An 18,507-nucleotide genomic window follows, 5' to 3' on the forward strand; every position below is an offset into this window, starting at 1 on the left:
TCACGCTAACGGGGTGATTACCGCTTATGCAGGAGGGTTCTAAACCTCTTTTTCAATCATGCCTAGTAAGAATCTAATTGTCAACTATTAATAACCAACAGCCTTTGGGCTGTTTTTTTATGCGTGAAAGGTTTTGATATGTACAAATTAAGTAAGCGTTCTTTAACTAATCTTCAGGGGGTAAATACTAACCTTGTAAATGTGGTTCAACGAGCCATTGAAATCGCCAAACAAGATTTCATGGTAACGGAGGGATTGCGCTCCCGTGAGCAATGTTGCATTAACTATGGCAAGGGTAGAACTGCCCAGCAATGTACACAGAAAGGTGTGCCGGCGAAATACGCACAACCCAACATTAGTAAAGTTACGTGGCTAAATAATCCTTTTGCGAGTAAGCATTCCCAAGGGCGCGCCGTAGATTTGGTACCTTATCCGGTAGACTGGAACGATTTGGCCAAATTCCGTTTAATCGCCGAAGCCATGAAGCAAGCCGCCAAGGAACTAAATGTCTCCATTAATTGGGGCGGGGATTGGCAGAAAACCAAAGATTATCCACATTTTGAGGTGTAGCCATGAAGAACGTTAATTACTTGGCCGCTGGCGCGTGGTTGCTGGCGGCCTTAATGTTTCTATTCATCATGCTTAGCTATGGCCACAAGCAATATGAGAACGGCTACCACAAAGGGAAAGACGAAACGCAAAGGCAATATCAAGAGGCTTTGGCCAAACAGCAGCAAGTGGCCCAGCAGGCCAGCCAAAATTACGAGAAACAAAAAGCAGAAAACGAGGTAAAACGAGATGAACGACAAGCGCAAGTTACAAAAATTGTTAGGGTGCCTGTGTACACTAATGTCTGTCTGGATGCTTCAGGGGTGCGCCTCGTCAACGAAGCCATTAGCAGCCGTTAATGTTCCGGCCAACCTTACCGAGCCATGCCCTGCATTAAGCCCGTTAAAGGGCTCAACAGGCGCCGACATTCTCCCGTGGGCAGTTGGGGTGGTAGAGAAGTACAATGACTGTGCGCGACGGCATAGCGCGCTAGTAAAAGCTGTCGGGGAGTAGCGCCTAAATTAAATAGCAATCGTGGTGCGCGGCGCCACGGTTGTAGAATATTAAATATAATTACATAAAATAAATTTGTGACAATTCTGTGACAGTAAAAGCTATTATTTTGCGAATATATAACTTGATATGTGTTTTTTAAAATCCTTTAAAAACTCCATAAAACGGGCGTTTGGGGCAATATGTGGCAGTAAGTAGTGTTATGTGACAAGTATGTAATATTGCATATTACTGGCACCACAATAATTCATTATATCAATTATTTTGTGACAAATCTGCGTCACTTATTCCAATTCCAACTTAAATTCCCTTAATTGTATTTCATTCTTTGAATTAAGCATTTTATATTTATCGCAACCATCAACGTGATGATAAATATACTGAATGTGTTCTAATCACATGCAAAGAAATCACAAATATTTCTTATTAAAACAAAAATTTGTGCTAATGGTAAGCTGGCTACTGAACCTAAAAGTTGTATTTGCATGCATCTGAAAAACTATTACTCATTTGGCTCAGTTTTTTCTAAAATGAAAAATATTTAAACCAATTATAATCTGTCGCAATAGTACTGGGTAACAGTTATGAAATTGGTTTATTTGTGCGAGCATAGCGTTGCGCCAGTACAGCGCAAATCATCAATTGTAGCTGGTGAAAAATCATCAATGGTAAGAGCATTATACCTACCATATTGGCTGGAAACAGAACATTGGCCATAGGTACGCCATTGGCCAAGCTTTTTTTGGAGCCGCAAAACACAATTGTAATTTCGTCGGCTCGTTTAAAACCTAGTAACCGTGCTACCAGTGTATTGATCGTAATCACCAGAAATAGAATCACTAGGCTCAGCATCACAATCATACCAATTGAACCCAGATTTACTTTGTGCCATAAGCCTTCAACTACTGCATCACTGAAAGCCACATACACCACCAGCAGAATGGAACTTCGGTCTGTACGGTTAATCCAGACTTTGTGCTGATGAATCCAATTGGCTAATAAAGGGCGTGCAAGGTGTCCGATTACAAAAGGTAGCATTAATTGCATCAAAATGGATTCTATCGCTGCTGCGGTATCAACGCTGTTGCCACTGGTTGGCATCATCAGTCCAACCAGAACAGGTGATAGAAAAACACCGAGGATACTTGAGGCAGAAGCACTACAAACAGCAGCAGCCACATTTCCGCCAGCAACGGAGGTAAAGGCAATTGCGGATTGCACAGTGGCGGGTAGGGCGCATAAATATAGAAAGCCAAGATAAAGTTCGGGAGAAAGCCAGTTTGGTACCAGTATTCTTAGACATAGACCAATTAGCGGAAACAGGATAAATGTGCTGCAAAAGACCAATAGATGCAACCGCCAATGTTTGATTCCTTCAGTAACAGCCTGTCGAGACAGCTTGGCACCATGCATAAAAAAAAGTAGTGCAATAGCGATGGTCGTTAGATAGCTAAAAAAAGTTTTGACGCTGCCCTGACACGGAAGAATAGTAGCAGTACCGACAACCAATAGCATAGCCAGTAAAAACGGGTCTATATAGAATTTTTTAAGCAAATTGTTCATGGCAGCTCAGCGTTTGCGTACGTAATTACAAAAGGCAATATTTTAACGAAAAGTCACTATCACATACAGCTGCTAGCTGAGTTAAAAAGCATTAATCCGATTCCATAATTGCTTTTAATTACCTTTAAGATAATCACCAAATGTTCAAGGCAACCAATTTAGAAAGAGATTTAAAACTTATGATAGACAACATAATTGATAAAATAAATAAATTATCAACAATGGTTTAATTTTGATATGGATGAACAAAAACGCCAGCCTGTATTTGACTGGCGCACTATATTATTGCTGAGATCAGAAAAAAGAATTCAGTCCGAGAAAAATCAAAACCGACAGAATTGCTGCAGAAGGAAGGGTAATAACCCAGGCAAGTGCTATCGGTTTCATCAGCTTCCAGTTGGCATTATGGTTAACCAGTCCAATTCCTAGTACGGCACCGACCAAAATATGTGTACTGGATACTGGTAAGCCCATCAGCGTAGCCAGCATTACAATGGCTGCTGAAGATAGTTCGGCGGTAAATCCTGAAGCCGGATGCATTTTAGCAAGATTGGTGCCCACAGTTTGAATTACTTCTTTGCCGATAAACCACAGGCCAACAATCAGGGCGACGCCAAAAGTAATCATCACAGGTGCTGGAATCATGGCATTGGCATCCATAGCAATATCACCAGTTCTAATTATGTCCATAATGGCTGCAAACGGGCCTACTGCATTGGATATATCATTGGCTCCATGGCTGAAAGCAAAACCAGCAGCTGTAAATACTTGCATCCAACTAAACATTAAAAAAGTGGATTTGCTTAAATCTTTACGCTTCAGTGTTTTGGCATAAATAAATGTTGCCATCCAGATCAGGGCACCAATCATGATGATTAGCAAAAAATTGGTTACTACGGACAAGCCCAGATGCAGATTGGTTAATCCCTTGAATAACAGCATTGCTGTAATCATCATGCCACCGCAGGCAGAAATCAGAGGCACCCAGCTATGTAGAGCTTTAAACGCATCTATACTGTTTTTACGGCTTTCTATATCAGCTAGCTTCTTATAATAATCCGATTCTAGTTCATCTACGCTGTAGTCTGGATCACTATAATTTTCCGCATCGCGTGCAATGGCAGAAGAAATTTTGATTTTTTCTGTCTCACTCAGTTGTTCAAACCATGCTTTGTGCTTTTCCTTATACGCTTTTTTTTCTTGTTTGATTTCTTTCAGAGCTATGTTCATGCGCTCATTGTAATCAAGTACATGCTTTTTAATTTGGCTGAAAAGAATGAATGACAATGCACCGCCAAGCACAGGAGAAATCACCCATGATAGACCGATTTCGCCCATTTTGTTCCACTGGATTAAATCTAGTGCACTGCTGTTACCGGTGACCAGATAGCCCAGACACAGTCCGGCACCAACCAGACCGCCAATCAGAGAGTGGGTAGTTGAAACCGGAAGTCCTTTTTTCGAAGCAATCAGTAACCAGATGGCTGCTGCCAGCAATGCAGCTAGCATTACATTTATACATTGTGACGGTGTCAAATGCATGGCACCAAGGTCTATAATACCGTGTCTGATGGTTTTAGTTACTTCGCCACCGGCAATGACGGCACCGGAAACTTCAAACACTGCAGCTATACCCAGAGCTTGTGGTATTGTAAGGGTACCGGCACCTACGCTGGTGCCAAAAGAATTGGCTACATCATTGCCACCGATATTGAAAGCCATAAAGGCACCAAAGAGGGTAGCTACAATGAATAATAGCGGTGCATGATGATTGGTATAGCCTAGTCCCCAGTAAATGAAATAGGCAATGGTGCCAAGTAGCAATGCAGCAAAAGCGTAATTGACCCGTGTAATCAAGGGCGAACGTGCAAAAGATGTGTCTGCGGCCATAATGTATTTTTAAGTGGAAAATTCAGAGCCGGCACGTAAACAAGCTATCCAACGTGTGCCATGCTACGTAAAAAAGTGCCATTATAAAGATTTTTGTTTCAAAAGGAGTAAATTATGTTCACGAACCCGTTTTTACCCATTGCCGCTCCGCTTAAATTTTATGCAGTCGTTCCTTCTGCAGACTGGGTAGCCCGAATGGTGGATGCAGGCGCTAATACCGTGCAGCTACGCAATAAAAGCCAGATTGGCTCGGCATTGTACCGTGAAATTGAACGCAGTGTGGCCTATGCAAAGGATTCACCTACACAATTATTTATCAACGATTTTTGGTGGGAGGCAGTAGATTGTGGTGCCTACGGTGTACATCTTGGACAGGAAGATTTGGAAAGTGCTGATTTGGTGATGATACAGAGTGCCGGTTTACGGTTAGGAGTGAGTACTCATTCTTCTGAAGAGCTTGCTCTTGCACTTTCAGTAAAGCCAAGTTATGTAGCCTGTGGGGCAATATTTCCTACCAAAACTAAGACCATGCCTACACAGCCTCAGGGATTAGATAAACTTAGACAATACGTGCTTCAGGCCGGAAGTACCCCGACGGTAGCCATCGGTGGTATCGATCTGAGTAATGCGCCTGATGTTCTGGCCACCGGTGTTAGTTCTTTGGCAGTAGTGCGAGCGGTAACAGATGCGGCTGAACCAGAAAAGGTGGTAAAAGCTTTTCAGGCTCTTTGGAAAGAATAAAGAGTGGTACAATTTTTGTCAGTCTTACCCAATTGAAGAGAAAGATTATTCTGAATAAATTTAATCTGAAGCAGCATGAATAGTAGTAATAACGTAATCAGCTATACTTGTGAAGCTCAATCATAAACCTGCTTATCCTTTGCCGGCGCTCTTATTATGTCAAAACCATTTCTTAGCGAACCTGAAACATCTACCACAGACACAGGTGTATTACTGCTGAATCTTGGTACGCCCGAAGCACCAACACCTCAGGCTGTACGTCCCTATTTGCGAGAGTTTTTATCAGATCAGCGTGTGGTTGAGTTGCCACGATTTTTATGGCAGCTGCTATTACGTGGCATCATCCTGCCTTTAAGGTCAAGGAAAAGTGCTCATGCTTATCAATCCATTTGGCAAGACAATGGTTCTCCGCTTCTGATTGGTACACGGTCCCTCACTCAAGCATTGTCTAAAGCTTTACCTGAAAGTGTGATTACCCGGTTTGCTATGACTTATGGTCAGCCAAGTGTGGTGGATGTGGTGCAGGAAATGAAGAAGCAAGGTGTAGCAAATCTGCTGGTAGTACCTTTGTATCCTCAATATGCAAGTTCAAGTAGTGGTGCGGCACTTGATCAGCTATGGCGAGCTTTACTTAAACAGCGCGTGCAGATGGCGGTACGAAGTATCACTAGTTTTTGTGCAGATACCAATTATATAAAGACCTTGGCAGCTCATATCCATACGCACTGGAAACAGCATGGACGCGGGGAATGTTTGTTGTTGAGTTTTCATGGTATTCCATTAGCTCAGCAACAGGCGGGTGATGTTTATGTTGAGCATTGCCGCACCACTACCCAGCATCTGGTTAGTGAGCTCGGATTGAAAGATAATGAATACCGACTGGCATTTCAGAGCCGGTTTGGTTACGCGCCATGGGTTGGTCCCAGTACTCAGGATTTATTCAACCAGCTACCACAGGCTGGAATAAAAAAACTTGATGTAGTATGTCCCGGATTTGTTACTGATTGTCTGGAAACACTAGAAGAGATTAATATTAGGGGTAAAGCTGATTTTCTGGCTCATGGGGGTGAACAATTTCATTATATTCCATGTATGAGCAGTGAAAATGAATGGGTAAAAATACTAATACCTTTAATCAATCAGAATCTGCAAGGCTGGCTGTAAGTTTCTGGTATCCAATAAAAAGCCATAGAATTTGATTCTATGGCTTTTTACTTATTTGTTTAAACTGCTTCGTTCTGCATCATAATTCGTGCGATCAAAGCCTTGTCTTTACCTTGCATTTGTGGAATTTTTACTTCGAAACCATTTCCAGCAGCCACTTCTATCGGATAACCTTTACGTGTCATTTGTTCTAGCCGAATAATTTGATTACCGCTGGGGTGAATAATTTCCAACTGATCACCTACACTGAATTTATTTTTCACCTCAATCGTTGCCCACCCATCAGCATCAATATCCGTTACCTTGCCAACATATTGGCTTTGCTTGGATAAAGAGTGTCCAGACAAATAATTTTGATATTCCTGAGTTTGATGACGTTCCAAAAATCCAGTGGTATATCCGCGATTTGCCAGTCCTTCAAGTTCGGCCAGCAGCGAGTAATCAAAAGGTTTTCCAGCAACTGCATCATCAATGGCACGCCGATATACTTGTGCGGCACGGGCTACATAATAAACCGATTTGGTGCGGCCTTCTACTTTCAGTGAATCCACACCGATCTCAGCTAATTTCGCAACTTGCTCCACTGCACGTAAATCTTTGGAATTCATGATATAGGTACCGTGCTCATCTTCCATAATCGGCATCATGTCACCGGGTCGATTAGCCTCTTCGATTAAATATACTTTATTAGCTAAGGGGTGGCGTTGCTGCTCATTCGGGCCCAACAGGCTCTCATCTGCCAGAGATTGAGCATGCTTGAAATCAAAATCGCGTAATAACTGGGCGTCACCGCTGTCACTATCCGACGTATTATGTACTTTATAATCCCAGCGGCAGGCATTAGTGCAGGTACCCTGATTGGGATCACGATGGTTAAAGTATCCAGATAGCAGACAGCGGCCGGAATAGGCGATGCATAAAGCACCGTGCACAAATACTTCTAGCTCAATATCTGGACATTGCTGCCGGATTTCAGCAATCTCATTGATACTTAGCTCACGTGATAAAATAATACGTTCAATACCGATGCTTTGCCAAAACTGTACACCCCAAGCATTAGTCGTATTGGCCTGTACGGACAGATGCACCGGTATTTCCGGCCATTTTTCGCGCACTTTCATAATCAGCCCAGGGTCGGCCATAATCAGTGCGTCTGGCTGCATGGCAATAATTGGTTCCATATCAGCCAGATACGTTTTCAGTTTGGCATTATGTGGCAGAATATTACTGGCCAGAAAAAATTTCTTGCCACGAGCGTGTGCTTCAGAAATTCCCTGCTCCAGTATTGGAAGATGGGCAAATTCATTATTGCGTGCACGTAGAGAATAGCGTGGCGTACCCGCATAGACTGCATCTGCGCCGTAATCAAACGCAGCACGCATCCGTTCCAGACCGCCAGCAGGTAATAATAATTCCGGTGCTTTCATGGGTGTGCAAACTTTCCTGATAGTTTTGAATGCTTTCAGGCAGCCGGCTGAAAAAAACCGGCTGCCTGAAAGTAAAATATCTATTTTTAAAGGAATTATCCGCTTTTTGGCGAATATGGTCAATTGTCATGCCATATCGGGCTATAATAATCAGCAAATCTATCTGATGTAACAACTACTCATGTCTGATAATCGTATCAATCATCAACCAGCTTTTTTGCTTTCATCACGTCCGTGGAGTGAAAGCAGTCTTCAAATAGAAATATTTTCACGAGACTATGGCAGAGTGGTGATGCTGGCTCGCAGTGCACGACGGCGCCAAAGTGAACTGCGCGGCGTGTTGGTACCATTTGTACCTTTGCAGATTTCTTGGTATGGCAATAATGAACTGAAAACTCTTCATCGTGCAGAATGGGTAGGTGGGTGGCCTCAGCCACAAAATCAAGCTTTGTTCAGTGCAATGTATGTGAATGAGTTAGTTTTGAAACTTACAGCACGCGAGGATTCCTTACCATCTGTCTATCATGCCATGTACGCCGTTTTGCAAAGTATCTGCGGTGGTGAGCATCTGGCAGCTTTACGTTATTTTGAGTGGAGCCTTCTGCATACTTTAGGTGTGGCTCCGGATATCTCGCAGGACAATCTAGAACAAGCAATTGTCTGTCATGAACGTTACTGGTTGCGTGCTGAGTACGCACCGGTATTATTGATGCAGGCACAGCAGCTATCTGCTCAAGAGAAAGGCATTGTGGTCCATGGACATACTCTTAATGCGCTAACCAACCAGTCTCTGGCATCACAGCCTGAATGGCATCAGGAAGCTCTTCGGCTGACTCGCATGCTACTTGATTTCCGTCTACCAGACGGTATCCTCAGTAGACAGATATTGAAACAGCTGCAGCAATTAACAGGTTAATAATCTTATTATTTAAGCATCTGATTGAATAAATTATTGCAGTTTATTGGACTAGTAACGGGCCTTTGAGAATTTGGAATGAATTGCTAGAATTTTAATAAGCAAAGAATTGGATTTTCTTTTTTAACATCTTTATTGATTCGAAAGCATATTATCTGAATTTTTATTTTGATACTGTGAGAATCTGATACTGATATTTACTCTATTTGTATAAAAAAATACAGCCCTTCTAGGCTGTATTTTTAATTTTGGTCGGAGTGAAAGGATTCGAACCTTCGACCCCTTGCACCCCATGCAAGTGCGCTACCAGACTGCGCCACACTCCGACTCTGTAAAGGAGGCGATTATAAAAGTAATCGTTTTACTTGGCAAGTACGCTATTCAGGTTGTCCATTATCTTCTCAATGTGCTGCCGTGTTTCTAGAGCATCAATGGCCGGATTACCTTCAGCATCCACCTGATTACGTGTAAATGGATCGATATAGGGAGTAAAGCTATCGCGCAATTGTCGAATTTTAATTACATCAGCACGGGTATAATGCTGGCCGCCATACCCAATCACTACGCCGTGAATCTGCTGCCATGCAGTAAACTGCTCCTTACTAATGTCAGCAAGCTGGCACAGCTCTTCTAGGGTAAAGTACCGCTGTGCTGGAATGGGTAACAGTTGCTTAGGCTTGTTTTCCATTATAGTGATCAACCATGCCTTTCAATTTTTGTGATGCATGGAATGTTACCACGCGTCTAGCAGAAATAGGGACTTCTTCGCCGGTTTTGGGATTACGGCCAGGGCGCTGCGGTTTATCGCGCAGCTGGAAGTTACCAAAACCAGAGATTTTGATTTGTTCGCCTTGTTCTAGGGTACTGCGAATTTCTTCAAAAAACAATTCTACTATTTCTTTGGCATCGTGTTTGCTCATGCCGGCTACTTTTTCTACCAAAATATCTGCAAGTTCAGCTTTTGTCAGCGTCATATTAAAGTTTCTTTCATTAAAGAGGGCGATATTATCCACAAATTGATTTGTGTTATCAAGTAAGTAAAATTTTAATCGTTTAGGATGTCTGGGTAAAATTCTAAACGCGTAATTTTGCGTCAATTGTACCTGCTGTATCTATGAGTTTTGTTATTACTGAGTCTACTTCTTCATCGGTCAGTGTTTGCTCAGGGCTTTGCAGAATAATTTTTACAGCCAGACTTTTCATGTTTTCAGGGACACCTTTACCTCGATAAACGTCAAAAATAGCGATTTCCTGTATGGAAGAATGTTTAACACTGGTCAGAGTGTTAAGTAACTGTTCAGCAGTTATTTGCTCTGGGAGGATAAAAGCCAGATCACGTCGTACGGGCTGAAATTTGGATACTGGTTGGTAAGTAATTCTGTCTTGCGATAATACAGCACTTAGATTTAGCTCAAATAGAATCGGTGATTGAGGTAAATCGTATTTTTGTGTCCAGCGTGGATGCAGTTCTCCGATAACACCGACTACTTTATCAGCAATGATGATTTCTGCCGTTCTGCCCGGATGCAGTGCCGGATGTTCTGCTGCGCGATATTCAACAGTATCAGCACTGATTAAACCGGCAATATCGTTTTTGACATCATAGAAATCCACATTACGTGTGGTTGCGGCCCATTGTTCTGGCAGGGCAGAACCATAAGCAAGACCAGCAATTTTTTTGGTCTGGACATATGCTTCATTCTGTTTGTGAAACACGCGTGCCACTTCGAATAATCTTACCCGGTTTTGTTTACGGTTTAGATTATTGTGCAGAATTTCTATCAAGCCACCAAACAAGGTAGAGCGCATGACACTTAGCTGACTGGCAATCGGGTTTTGCAGGCGAATCGGATTAGTATTGCCGGCTAAATCTTGTTCCCATGCTTCTTCTACAAAGGCGTAGCTGACAACTTCCTGATAGCCGTTATTGGCAAGCTGGTGGTAGACACTGAATAATGGTTTCTGTGTTTCCGGCAGGGCTACCATGTTCAGTTTGCCATTGGTATGGTTGTCTGGAATATTGTCATATCCGAAAACGCGGCCGATTTCTTCAATAAGATCTGCTTCAATTTCAATATCAAAGCGAAAGCTGGGTGATGTAACCGTGAAACCGTCTTCGCATATTTGTGGATTAAGGCCTAGATGTTGCAGAATAATTCCTATATTCTCTGCAGAAATATTTACTCCCAGTACTTTGGCTACTCTGTTGGTGCGTACTCGGACTTTTTTGGTGTCAGGCAGGTTTCCTGTTGCTTCAGTGATATTACCGATATCACCTCCGCAGATTTCTTGTATCAGGGCTGTGGCACGTTCGATGGCTTGTTGCTGTAAATTGAAATCCACACCTCGCTCAAAACGAAATGATGAGTCTGAACCAAAACCATACTGTCGAGCTTTGCCGGCAATGATGTCTGGAGTAAACCATGCACTTTCGATGACTACATTATGGGTATCGTTAGTAACTGAGCTTTCTATACCACCCATCAGCCCAGCAATGCTCAATACCTGTTTTTCATCAGCTACTACAAGTGTATTGCTGCAGAGGGTGACAGTTTTGTCATTAAGACAGGTAATGGTTTCACCATCATGAGCACGACGAATATTCAGCTTACCGGTAATTTTATCAGCATCAAACATGTGCATTGGCTGCCCAAGCTCTAGCATGACATAGTTGCCGATATCAACTAAAGCATTGATACTCCGCAATCCACTGCGTTCCAGTCGTTGTTTTAGCCATGCCGGTGTAGCTGATTGTGAATTAACGCCACGGATAACTCGGGTAAGAAAGCGGCCACAGTCTTGTGGTGCTTCGATGCTGGCTGGTTGGCTGGCTTCGATGTTTGCTTGGACAGGCACAATTTCAATCGGATGTAACTTAGACTGAGTTAATGCACCTACTTCACGTGCTATTCCTTTTATACTGAGGCAGTCTGCACGGTTAGGTGTGATTTTGAGGGTGAGCAGATGATCATCTAATTCCAGATAGTTGCGGATGTTTTCACCGATAGGTGCATCTGCAGGCAGAATCAGCAGACCATTAACTTCATCTGGCAGACCTAATTCTTTTGCTGAGCACAGCATTCCATTGGATACTTGACCGCGCATTTTGGTGGGTTTGATTTTAAAATCGCCTGGCAAAATGGCGCCTGGTAACGCGCAAGGTACTTTGATTCCTGGCTGTACATTGGGAGCACCACATACAATTTGTATCAGTTCGCCTGTGCCGGCATCTACTTGTGTGATATTGAGCCGGTCAGCATCAGGATGTTTAATGACTGATTTTACTTCAGCAATTACTACACCTGTGAAGGTGGGAGCAGCCAGTCTGGTTTCTTCTACTTCAAGTCCGGCCATGGTGAGTAAATGTGCCAGCTGGTCTGCTGACAGGTCTGGATTGACCCATGAATATAACCATTGTTGAGAAAATTGCATAATGCTTCCAGTATGTATTCTGTTGCAGTTTCATCCAAAAGTGTTGGGTTTGCTGGTCTGCAGTTGTTACAGGATTGTTTAATCTGTAATTTATGTAACTTCGCTTTTGGAATTCGTATTAGGTTAAGATGAATTATTCTAGTTTGTTATAGGGTGAATAATTTTTTAACCATAAAAATTCATCAGTCGTTCACTAGTGAGATGATTACGCTTTGATGTTAATCTTATATCAGTGGTAATGAATGTTGTTTTGTTTCGGCTATGCCTGAATTGGATAATTCAGGGATTGGCTTAAAACAAGTTCATTACTTTTAACAGACACTTTGTAGTTAATCCTGAAACTGTTTCAGAAAATTCAGGTCATTGTCGAAAAAAAGGCGCAAATCATTAATTCCGTAGCGCAGCATGGCAAATCTGTCCAGACCAATGCCAAAGGCAAAACCTGTATATTTTTCAGCATCTATATTGACGTTTTTTAATACATTTGGATGCACCATGCCGCAGCCGCCGACTTCGAGCCAACCTCGCTCACCCATGATATCAATTTCAGCTGATGGTTCGGTAAATGGGAAAAATGAAGGGCGGAAACGTACCTGTAAATCATCACGTTCAAAAAAGCGACGGATAAAATCGGTAAATACCGCTTTAAGGTCGGCCATGGTCACACCTTCCTCAATCCACAATCCTTCTGCCTGATGAAACATTGGTGAGTGGGTGGCATCTGAGTCTACCCGATATACGCGTCCTGGAGCAATAATGCGAATCGGCGGCTCTTTTTTGTCCAGCATGTAGCGTATCTGAATAGGAGATGTATGAGTACGTAGTACATTGCCATTTTCGACATAGAATGTGTCTTGCATGGCACGAGCAGGATGGTTTGGTGGAATATTCAATGCCTGAAAATTATGAAAATCATCTTCAATCTCAGGCCCATCGGCTACGGTGAACCCCATGCTGTGAAACAGTTCTACAATTCGCTGTAAGGTTAAGGTTACAGGATGTAAACCACCTATATTTTCGCCGCGACCGGGCAGAGTCACATCCAGTGCTTCGGCCGCCAGCTGTTGTTGCAGTTTGGTTTCGTTCAGTGCATCGCGTTGCTGGTTATAGGCAGACTGAAACTGATTTTTGCACTCATTTATGTGCGCACCGGTGGTTTTGCGTTCTTCCGGTGTCATTTTTCCTAGTGTTTTTAATAGGGCGTTGAGTTCACCTGTCTTGCCCAGATAACGGGCTTTTACCAATTCTAATGCAGGTAAATCAGTAGCTGATTGAACAGCAGCGATGCCTTCGGCAACGATGCGGTTGGCGTTTTCCATAACAAGATTCTTTACTTAAATATAAACCGAAGAGATGTGTAATGCTTTGTCTTGCTTTTAAAAATGCTGGAATTGTGAATAATACCGAATCTGAAGCGGACAAAACGAGGTATATAACACGCTATAATATATTTTTTGCTAAAAGCTTATTTTAACGCGAAATTCATGCGGTAAACAATGTTAAACCATCAGTTTAAATATAATTAAAAAGGTTGATAAAACAGGAATGAAAAAAAAGGAAACCGAAGTTTCCTTTTTTCCAGAATCTGCTTATCAGGCTAAAGCAGCTTTTGCCTGTGCAGCCAGCTGAGCAAACGCAGCTTGATCAAATACGGCCAGATCAGCCAGTACTTTGCGGTCGATAACAATAGCCGCCTTTTTCAGACCATTCATGAATTTGCTGTAAGACAAACCGTTCTGACGTGCAGCGGCATTGATACGTACAATCCATAACTGGCGGAATTGACGTTTGCGTTGACGACGGTCACGATAGGCGTACTGTCCGGCTTTCATTACTGCCTGTTTGGCAATACGATAGACGTTTTTACGACGGCCGCGGTAGCCTTTGGCTAACGCTAAAACTTTTTTATGACGTGCACGAGCGGTAACACCACGTTTTACGCGAGGCATAGTTCAAACTCCTTAAGCGTAGGGTAACATTTTGTGGATAGAAGCCATATCGCGTTCATTCACCAAAGAGGTGCCACGCAATTGGCGTTTGTTTTTAGTGGTTTTTTTCGTCAGGATGTGACGTTTGAACGCATGAGCGCGTTTTACACCACCGTTACCCAATACTTTAAAGCGTTTTTTTGCGCTAGATTTGGATTTCATTTTCGGCATGGGAAAACTCCATTGTTGTTTGATCAGGCGAGGGGTGGCTGTATACAGCACTTTGACCCGCACACCACGGTTTTTGCCGCTTGAATATTGCTTTGCGCACAGCGGCGATGCACAAGGATGAGAATTATAATATATCTGCGTCGTTAAGACAATATCGCTGTGGTATGCTTCTGCCGACACAGTCCTGTGGTAATTATTTAGGCTGCTTGAGTCAATATATGAAAAACCTCATTTCAGGTGAGTAAAATGAGGTTTTTATAAGACAGGCTGAGTTTAATAATTATTTCTTTTTCGGTGCGATTATCATCACCATTTGGCGACCTTCCATTTTTGGAAACTGCTCAACAGTGCCGATTTCAATCAAATCAGCTTGAATGCGTTTGAGTAGTTCTGCTCCTAAATGTTGATGAGCCATTTCACGTCCACGAAAGCGCAGCGTGACTTTTACTTTATCGCCATCTGTTAAAAAGCGAACAATATTGCGCATTTTAATCTGATAGTCACCTTCATCAGTACCAGGGCGGAATTTGATTTCTTTTACCTGCACCTGTTTTTGTTTTTTGCGCTGTTCGTCGCGTTTTTTGGATTGTTCGTATTTGTATTTACCAAAATCCATTAATTTGCAGACGGGTGGTTTGGCGGTAGGGGCAATTTCCACCAGATCCACATCGTTCTCTTCGGCCAATTTCATGGCCTGCTGAGTAGATACTACACCCAACTGTTCGCCAGTTGGACCAATCAAACGCACTTCTTTAATGGTGATTTCACCGTTGATGCGTGCTTCGCGTTCTTGAGCGATGGTCGTACTCCTTATTCACGTTTAATGAAGAGACAAGGCTTCTTGTTTCAGCTGGCTAATGAAAGTTTCAATATCCATCTGACCCAAATCTTCACCGCCGCGTTTGCGTACGGCAACCTTGTTGTCCTGTTTTTCTTTCTCGCCTATAACCAGTTGATAGGGAAGGCGTTGCGTACTGTTATCTCGGATTTTGTATCCAATTTTCTCATTACGCAAGTCTAAATGCACGCGGAAGCCTTCTGCGGTTAATCGCGTGGCAAGTTGTTGACAATATTCTGTCTGTGCTTCAGTGATATTCATAATCACCATTTGTACCGGTGCTAACCAAAGCGGAAATGCGCCGGCATGATGTTCAATCAGAATACCAATAAAACGTTCTAATGAACCTAAAATGGCTCGATGTAGCATTACTGGTCGGGCGCGGCCGTTTTCTTCGGTGACATATTCTGCACCTAGACGCTCCGGTAATACAAAATCCAGCTGGATAGTGCCACATTGCCACGAACGGCCTAATGCGTCTTTAATATGATATTCTACTTTCGGGCCGTAGAATGCGCCTTCACCGGGTAATTCTTCCCATGTAACGCCACAGGCAGTCAGAGCTTCGCGTAAACCCTGTTCCGCTTTGTCCCATATGGCATCAGAACCGGCACGTTTTTCAGGCCGCAGGGATAATTTAACCGATACATCATTGAATTCAAACTGGCGGTAAATGCGCATGACCAGTTCGTTGAATGCTTTGGCTTCACTGACTATCTGGTCTTCGGTACAGAAAATATGAGCGTCGTCTTGTGTGAAGCCACGTACGCGCATCAGTCCGTGCAGGGCGCCAGAAGGTTCATTTCGGTGACAGGAACCGAATTCGGCCAGACGCAAGGGAAGGTCGCGATAAGAGCGTAAACCCTGATTGAAAATTTGAATATGACCAGGACAATTCATGGGTTTTACTGCGTAAACACGTTTTTCCGATTCGGTAATAAACATGTTTTCTTTGTAATTATCCCAGTGACCGGATTTTTCCCAAAGGCTGCGATCCATAATCATTGGGGTTTTGATTTCCTGATAGCCAGCAGCTGCTAGTTCACGACGCAGGTGTTGTTCGATTATCTGCCATAATGACCAGCCCTTGGGATGCCAGAATACCATGCCCGGTGCTTCGTCCTGCAAATGGAATAAATCCATTTGTTTGGCCAGTTTGCGGTGGTCACGTTTTTCTGCTTCTTCTATACGTTGGATGTAGGCGTTCAAATCTTCCTTGGAAGCCCATGCGGTGCCGTAAATACGCTGTAACTGTTCGTTTTTAGCATCACCACGCCAATAGGCGCCTGAAAGTTTTGTGAGTTTGAAGTTTTTAAGAAAGCGGGTGTTGGGAACATGCGGACCGCGACACATATCTACATATTCCTGATGATAATATAGACCCATGGCTTTTTCATCAGGCATGTCTTCAATCAGGCGCAGTTTGTAATCTTCGTGTCGCTGAGTGAATACTCTGATAACTTCATCCCGTGGTGTAACTTTTTTGATTACGTCATAATTCTGTGCAATCAGTTCTTTCATGCGGGCTTCAATTGCTGCAATATCTTCGGGCGTAAAGGGACGTTCGTACCAGATGTCGTAATAAAACCCATCTTCGATTACTGGGCCGATAACCATTTTGGCATCAGGATAAAGCTGCTTTACAGCATGGCCAACCAGATGAGCACAGGAGTGACGAATAATATCGACACCTTCTTTGTCTTTGGCAGTAATGATGCTGACTTGAGCATCTTCTGTTACTTGATCACATGTATCTACCAATTTGCCATTAACTTTACCGGCAATGGCGGCTTTGGCTAAGCCTGTACCTATGGAAGCGGCAATGTCGGCAATGCTTAATGGCGCTTCAAACTGACGAACTGAGCCGTCTGGCAAGGTAATGTTTAACATGCATACTCCACAAACAACAGACCGGTCTCGTTTGTTACGAGTGAGAATATCAAATGGCCGCTTTTGTTTATATTTATAAATTAATGGGATAATTTAATGCGTCAGTTCTGATGAACTTTCGCTTTAGTTAAGGAATTTATTTTAACGATTTGGTTTTTGCTTGGCAATGCTTGCCCGGCGAAATGTGTAGGTTTGGGCTATAATGGGAAATTCTGTCATATTTTTTGATATTAAATAAGTTATATGCTGAAATTTACTTTACAGCGTACGGATGGTTTTGCGCGCCGTGGTACGCTTGAATTGAATCATGGTACGGTGGAGACGCCGGTTTTTATGCCGGTGGGAACTTATGGTTCAGTAAAGGCGATGTCGCCACGTACTCTAGAGGAAATTAAGGCGCAGATTATTCTGGGTAATACGTTTCATCTTTGGCTGCGACCGGGTTTGGATGTTATCCGTGATTTTGGTGGTCTGCATGATTTTATAGGATGGAAGCGGCCGATATTAACGGATTCAGGTGGTTTTCAGGTGTTTTCGCTAGCGCAAATGCGGAAGCTAACAGAAGAAGGGTGTACTTTCCGCAGTCCTATTAACGGCGACAAGCTGTTTTTATCACCTGAAATATCCATGCAGATTCAGACGGTGCTGAATTCTGATATTGTAATGCAGCTGGATGAATGCCCTGATGGAAATGTGGATGCAAGAGAAGCAGAAAAATCTTTGCAGATGAGTTTGCGTTGGGCGGAACGTAGTAAAAACGAATTTGAACGTCTGAATAATCCGAATGCTTTGTTTGGTATTGTGCAAGGCGGAATGTATGAAGACCTGCGTGAGCAGTCGCTTGCTGGTTTGGAAGAAATCGGTTTTCCTGGTCTCTCTGTAGGTGGTCTTTCGGTGGGAGAGCCAAAACCTGAGATGTATCGTATTTTACGTGCTATTGGACCTAAACTTCCGGCGAATAAACCACACTATCTGATGGGTGTGGGTACGCCAGAAGATTTAGTATATGGTGTGGCGTATGGTATTGATATGTTTGATTGTGTGATGCCAACACGAAATGCGCGTAATGGATGGCTGTTTACACGCTTTGGAGATGTGAAAATCCGTAATGCTATCTATCGCCATGACCAGCGCCCGCTGGATGAAAGCTGCGATTGTTACACTTGCCAGCATTTCAGTCGTGCTTATCTGCATCATTTGCAGCGTGTGGGTGAGATTCTGGGTGCTCAATTAAATACTATTCATAATTTACGCTATTATCAGATTCTGACTGCAGAAATGCGTCTGGCTATTGAAGCGGGTAAATTTAATGAATTTCAAATGCGTTTTCATGCTGATCGTGCCCGAGGTGTTTTGTAGGTTTGTGTCTGTTGGGAGTGATGCTGTTTTGTAAGTGTATATATTTTGTTGCTGATAGTTGAAGTT

The 18,507-nt window shown here is 43.0% G+C and carries 18 protein-coding genes and 1 tRNA gene; 7 read left to right on the plus strand and 12 right to left on the minus strand.

The annotated features are described in order from the left end of the window. The first annotated feature begins 138 nt into the window (after positions 1-138). The 3 genes from BHC43_RS05420 to lysC are packed head-to-tail and all read left to right on the plus strand — an operon-like array spanning position 139 to position 1,062. Positions 139-570: a M15 family metallopeptidase gene (locus tag BHC43_RS05420; RefSeq protein WP_100156171.1), complete on the plus strand. Its 432-nt coding sequence runs from the start codon at positions 139-141 to the stop codon at positions 568-570. A gap of 2 nt (positions 571-572) precedes the next feature. Continuing rightward, a complete protein-coding gene (locus BHC43_RS05425) occupies positions 573-908 on the plus strand; it encodes a hypothetical protein (RefSeq protein ID WP_100156172.1) in 336 nt (111 codons plus the stop codon). Beyond that, entirely contained in the window at positions 862-1,062 is a 201-nt protein-coding gene (lysC, locus tag BHC43_RS11050; protein WP_100156173.1) for an Rz1-like lysis system protein LysC, read from the plus strand. Before BHC43_RS05425 ends, lysC begins: the two co-directional genes overlap by 47 nt. Before the next feature lie 582 nt (positions 1,063-1,644). On the opposite strand, the gene BHC43_RS05435 is transcribed toward lysC, so the two are convergent. Both BHC43_RS05435 and BHC43_RS05440 read right to left on the minus strand, forming a co-directional pair. Then, positions 1,645-2,625, minus strand: coding sequence for a bile acid:sodium symporter family protein (locus BHC43_RS05435; RefSeq protein ID WP_100141273.1), 981 nt, complete (start codon positions 2,623-2,625; stop codon positions 1,645-1,647). Positions 2,626-2,919: 294 nt separating this feature from the next. Then, complete coding sequence (locus BHC43_RS05440) at positions 2,920-4,515, minus strand: inorganic phosphate transporter (RefSeq protein ID WP_100156744.1); 1,596 nt, start codon at positions 4,513-4,515, stop codon at positions 2,920-2,922. Between the two features lie 114 nt (positions 4,516-4,629). On the opposite strand from BHC43_RS05440, the gene thiE reads away from it, so the two are divergent. Beyond that, a complete protein-coding gene (gene thiE, locus BHC43_RS05445) occupies positions 4,630-5,256 on the plus strand; it encodes a thiamine phosphate synthase (protein ID WP_100141271.1) in 627 nt (208 codons plus the stop codon). Between the two features lie 156 nt (positions 5,257-5,412). Next, on the plus strand, positions 5,413-6,420 hold the full coding sequence (gene hemH, locus BHC43_RS05450; protein ID WP_100156745.1) for a ferrochelatase: 1,008 nt from the start codon (positions 5,413-5,415) through the stop codon (positions 6,418-6,420). A gap of 59 nt (positions 6,421-6,479) precedes the next feature. On the opposite strand, the gene trhP is transcribed toward hemH, so the two are convergent. After that, positions 6,480-7,847, minus strand: a complete 1,368-nt coding sequence (gene trhP, locus BHC43_RS05455; RefSeq protein ID WP_100156746.1) for a prephenate-dependent tRNA uridine(34) hydroxylase TrhP — start codon at positions 7,845-7,847, stop codon at positions 6,480-6,482. Positions 7,848-8,028: 181 nt separating this feature from the next. Between trhP and recO the strand changes: the two genes are divergently transcribed. Next, a complete protein-coding gene (recO, locus tag BHC43_RS05460; protein ID WP_100156747.1) occupies positions 8,029-8,763 on the plus strand; it encodes a DNA repair protein RecO in 735 nt (244 codons plus the stop codon). Positions 8,764-9,012: 249 nt separating this feature from the next. Here the strand turns inward: recO and BHC43_RS05465 are convergent. The 9 genes from BHC43_RS05465 to thrS all read right to left on the minus strand — a co-directional run bounded on the left by BHC43_RS05465 (position 9,013) and on the right by thrS (position 17,082). After that, a tRNA-Pro gene (locus BHC43_RS05465) sits at positions 9,013-9,089 on the minus strand. 35 nt (positions 9,090-9,124) lie between these two features. Then, positions 9,125-9,451 (minus strand): hypothetical protein, encoded by a 327-nt coding sequence (locus BHC43_RS05470; protein WP_100141267.1) that lies wholly within the window; start codon positions 9,449-9,451, stop codon positions 9,125-9,127. Next, the gene (locus BHC43_RS05475; protein WP_100141266.1) at positions 9,435-9,737 is read right to left on the minus strand and encodes an integration host factor subunit alpha; all 303 of its coding nucleotides are present in this window, start codon (positions 9,735-9,737) and stop codon (positions 9,435-9,437) included. The genes BHC43_RS05470 and BHC43_RS05475 overlap by 17 nt, the downstream gene beginning before the upstream one ends. 100 nt (positions 9,738-9,837) lie before the next feature. After that, the gene (pheT, locus tag BHC43_RS05480) at positions 9,838-12,195 is read right to left on the minus strand and encodes a phenylalanine--tRNA ligase subunit beta (protein WP_100156748.1); all 2,358 of its coding nucleotides are present in this window, start codon (positions 12,193-12,195) and stop codon (positions 9,838-9,840) included. 329 nt (positions 12,196-12,524) lie between these two features. Next, positions 12,525-13,514 (minus strand): phenylalanine--tRNA ligase subunit alpha, encoded by a 990-nt coding sequence (pheS, locus tag BHC43_RS05485; RefSeq protein ID WP_100156749.1) that lies wholly within the window; start codon positions 13,512-13,514, stop codon positions 12,525-12,527. A 273-nt stretch (positions 13,515-13,787) separates the two neighbouring features. Next, positions 13,788-14,144 carry a 50S ribosomal protein L20 gene (rplT, locus tag BHC43_RS05490; RefSeq protein WP_025330521.1) on the minus strand — a complete coding sequence of 119 codons (357 nt, stop codon included), beginning with the start codon at positions 14,142-14,144 and terminating at the stop codon, positions 13,788-13,790. 12 nt (positions 14,145-14,156) lie between these two features. Next, positions 14,157-14,354: a 50S ribosomal protein L35 gene (rpmI, locus tag BHC43_RS05495; RefSeq protein WP_037405875.1), complete on the minus strand. Its 198-nt coding sequence runs from the start codon at positions 14,352-14,354 to the stop codon at positions 14,157-14,159. 280 nt (positions 14,355-14,634) lie between these two features. Next, complete coding sequence (infC, locus tag BHC43_RS05500) at positions 14,635-15,168, minus strand: translation initiation factor IF-3 (protein ID WP_257377993.1); 534 nt, start codon at positions 15,166-15,168, stop codon at positions 14,635-14,637. 6 nt (positions 15,169-15,174) lie between these two features. Next, positions 15,175-17,082: a threonine--tRNA ligase gene (thrS, locus tag BHC43_RS05505; RefSeq protein WP_100156750.1), complete on the minus strand. Its 1,908-nt coding sequence runs from the start codon at positions 17,080-17,082 to the stop codon at positions 15,175-15,177. Between the two features lie 243 nt (positions 17,083-17,325). Here thrS and tgt point away from each other — a divergent pair, with 243 nt between their 5' ends. Beyond that, positions 17,326-18,441: a tRNA guanosine(34) transglycosylase Tgt gene (gene tgt, locus BHC43_RS05510; RefSeq protein WP_100156751.1), complete on the plus strand. Its 1,116-nt coding sequence runs from the start codon at positions 17,326-17,328 to the stop codon at positions 18,439-18,441. Positions 18,442-18,507: the final 66 nt, after the last annotated feature.

This window comes from Snodgrassella alvi (assembly GCF_002777855.1).
GTDB lineage: Bacteria > Pseudomonadota > Gammaproteobacteria > Burkholderiales > Neisseriaceae > Snodgrassella > Snodgrassella alvi_E.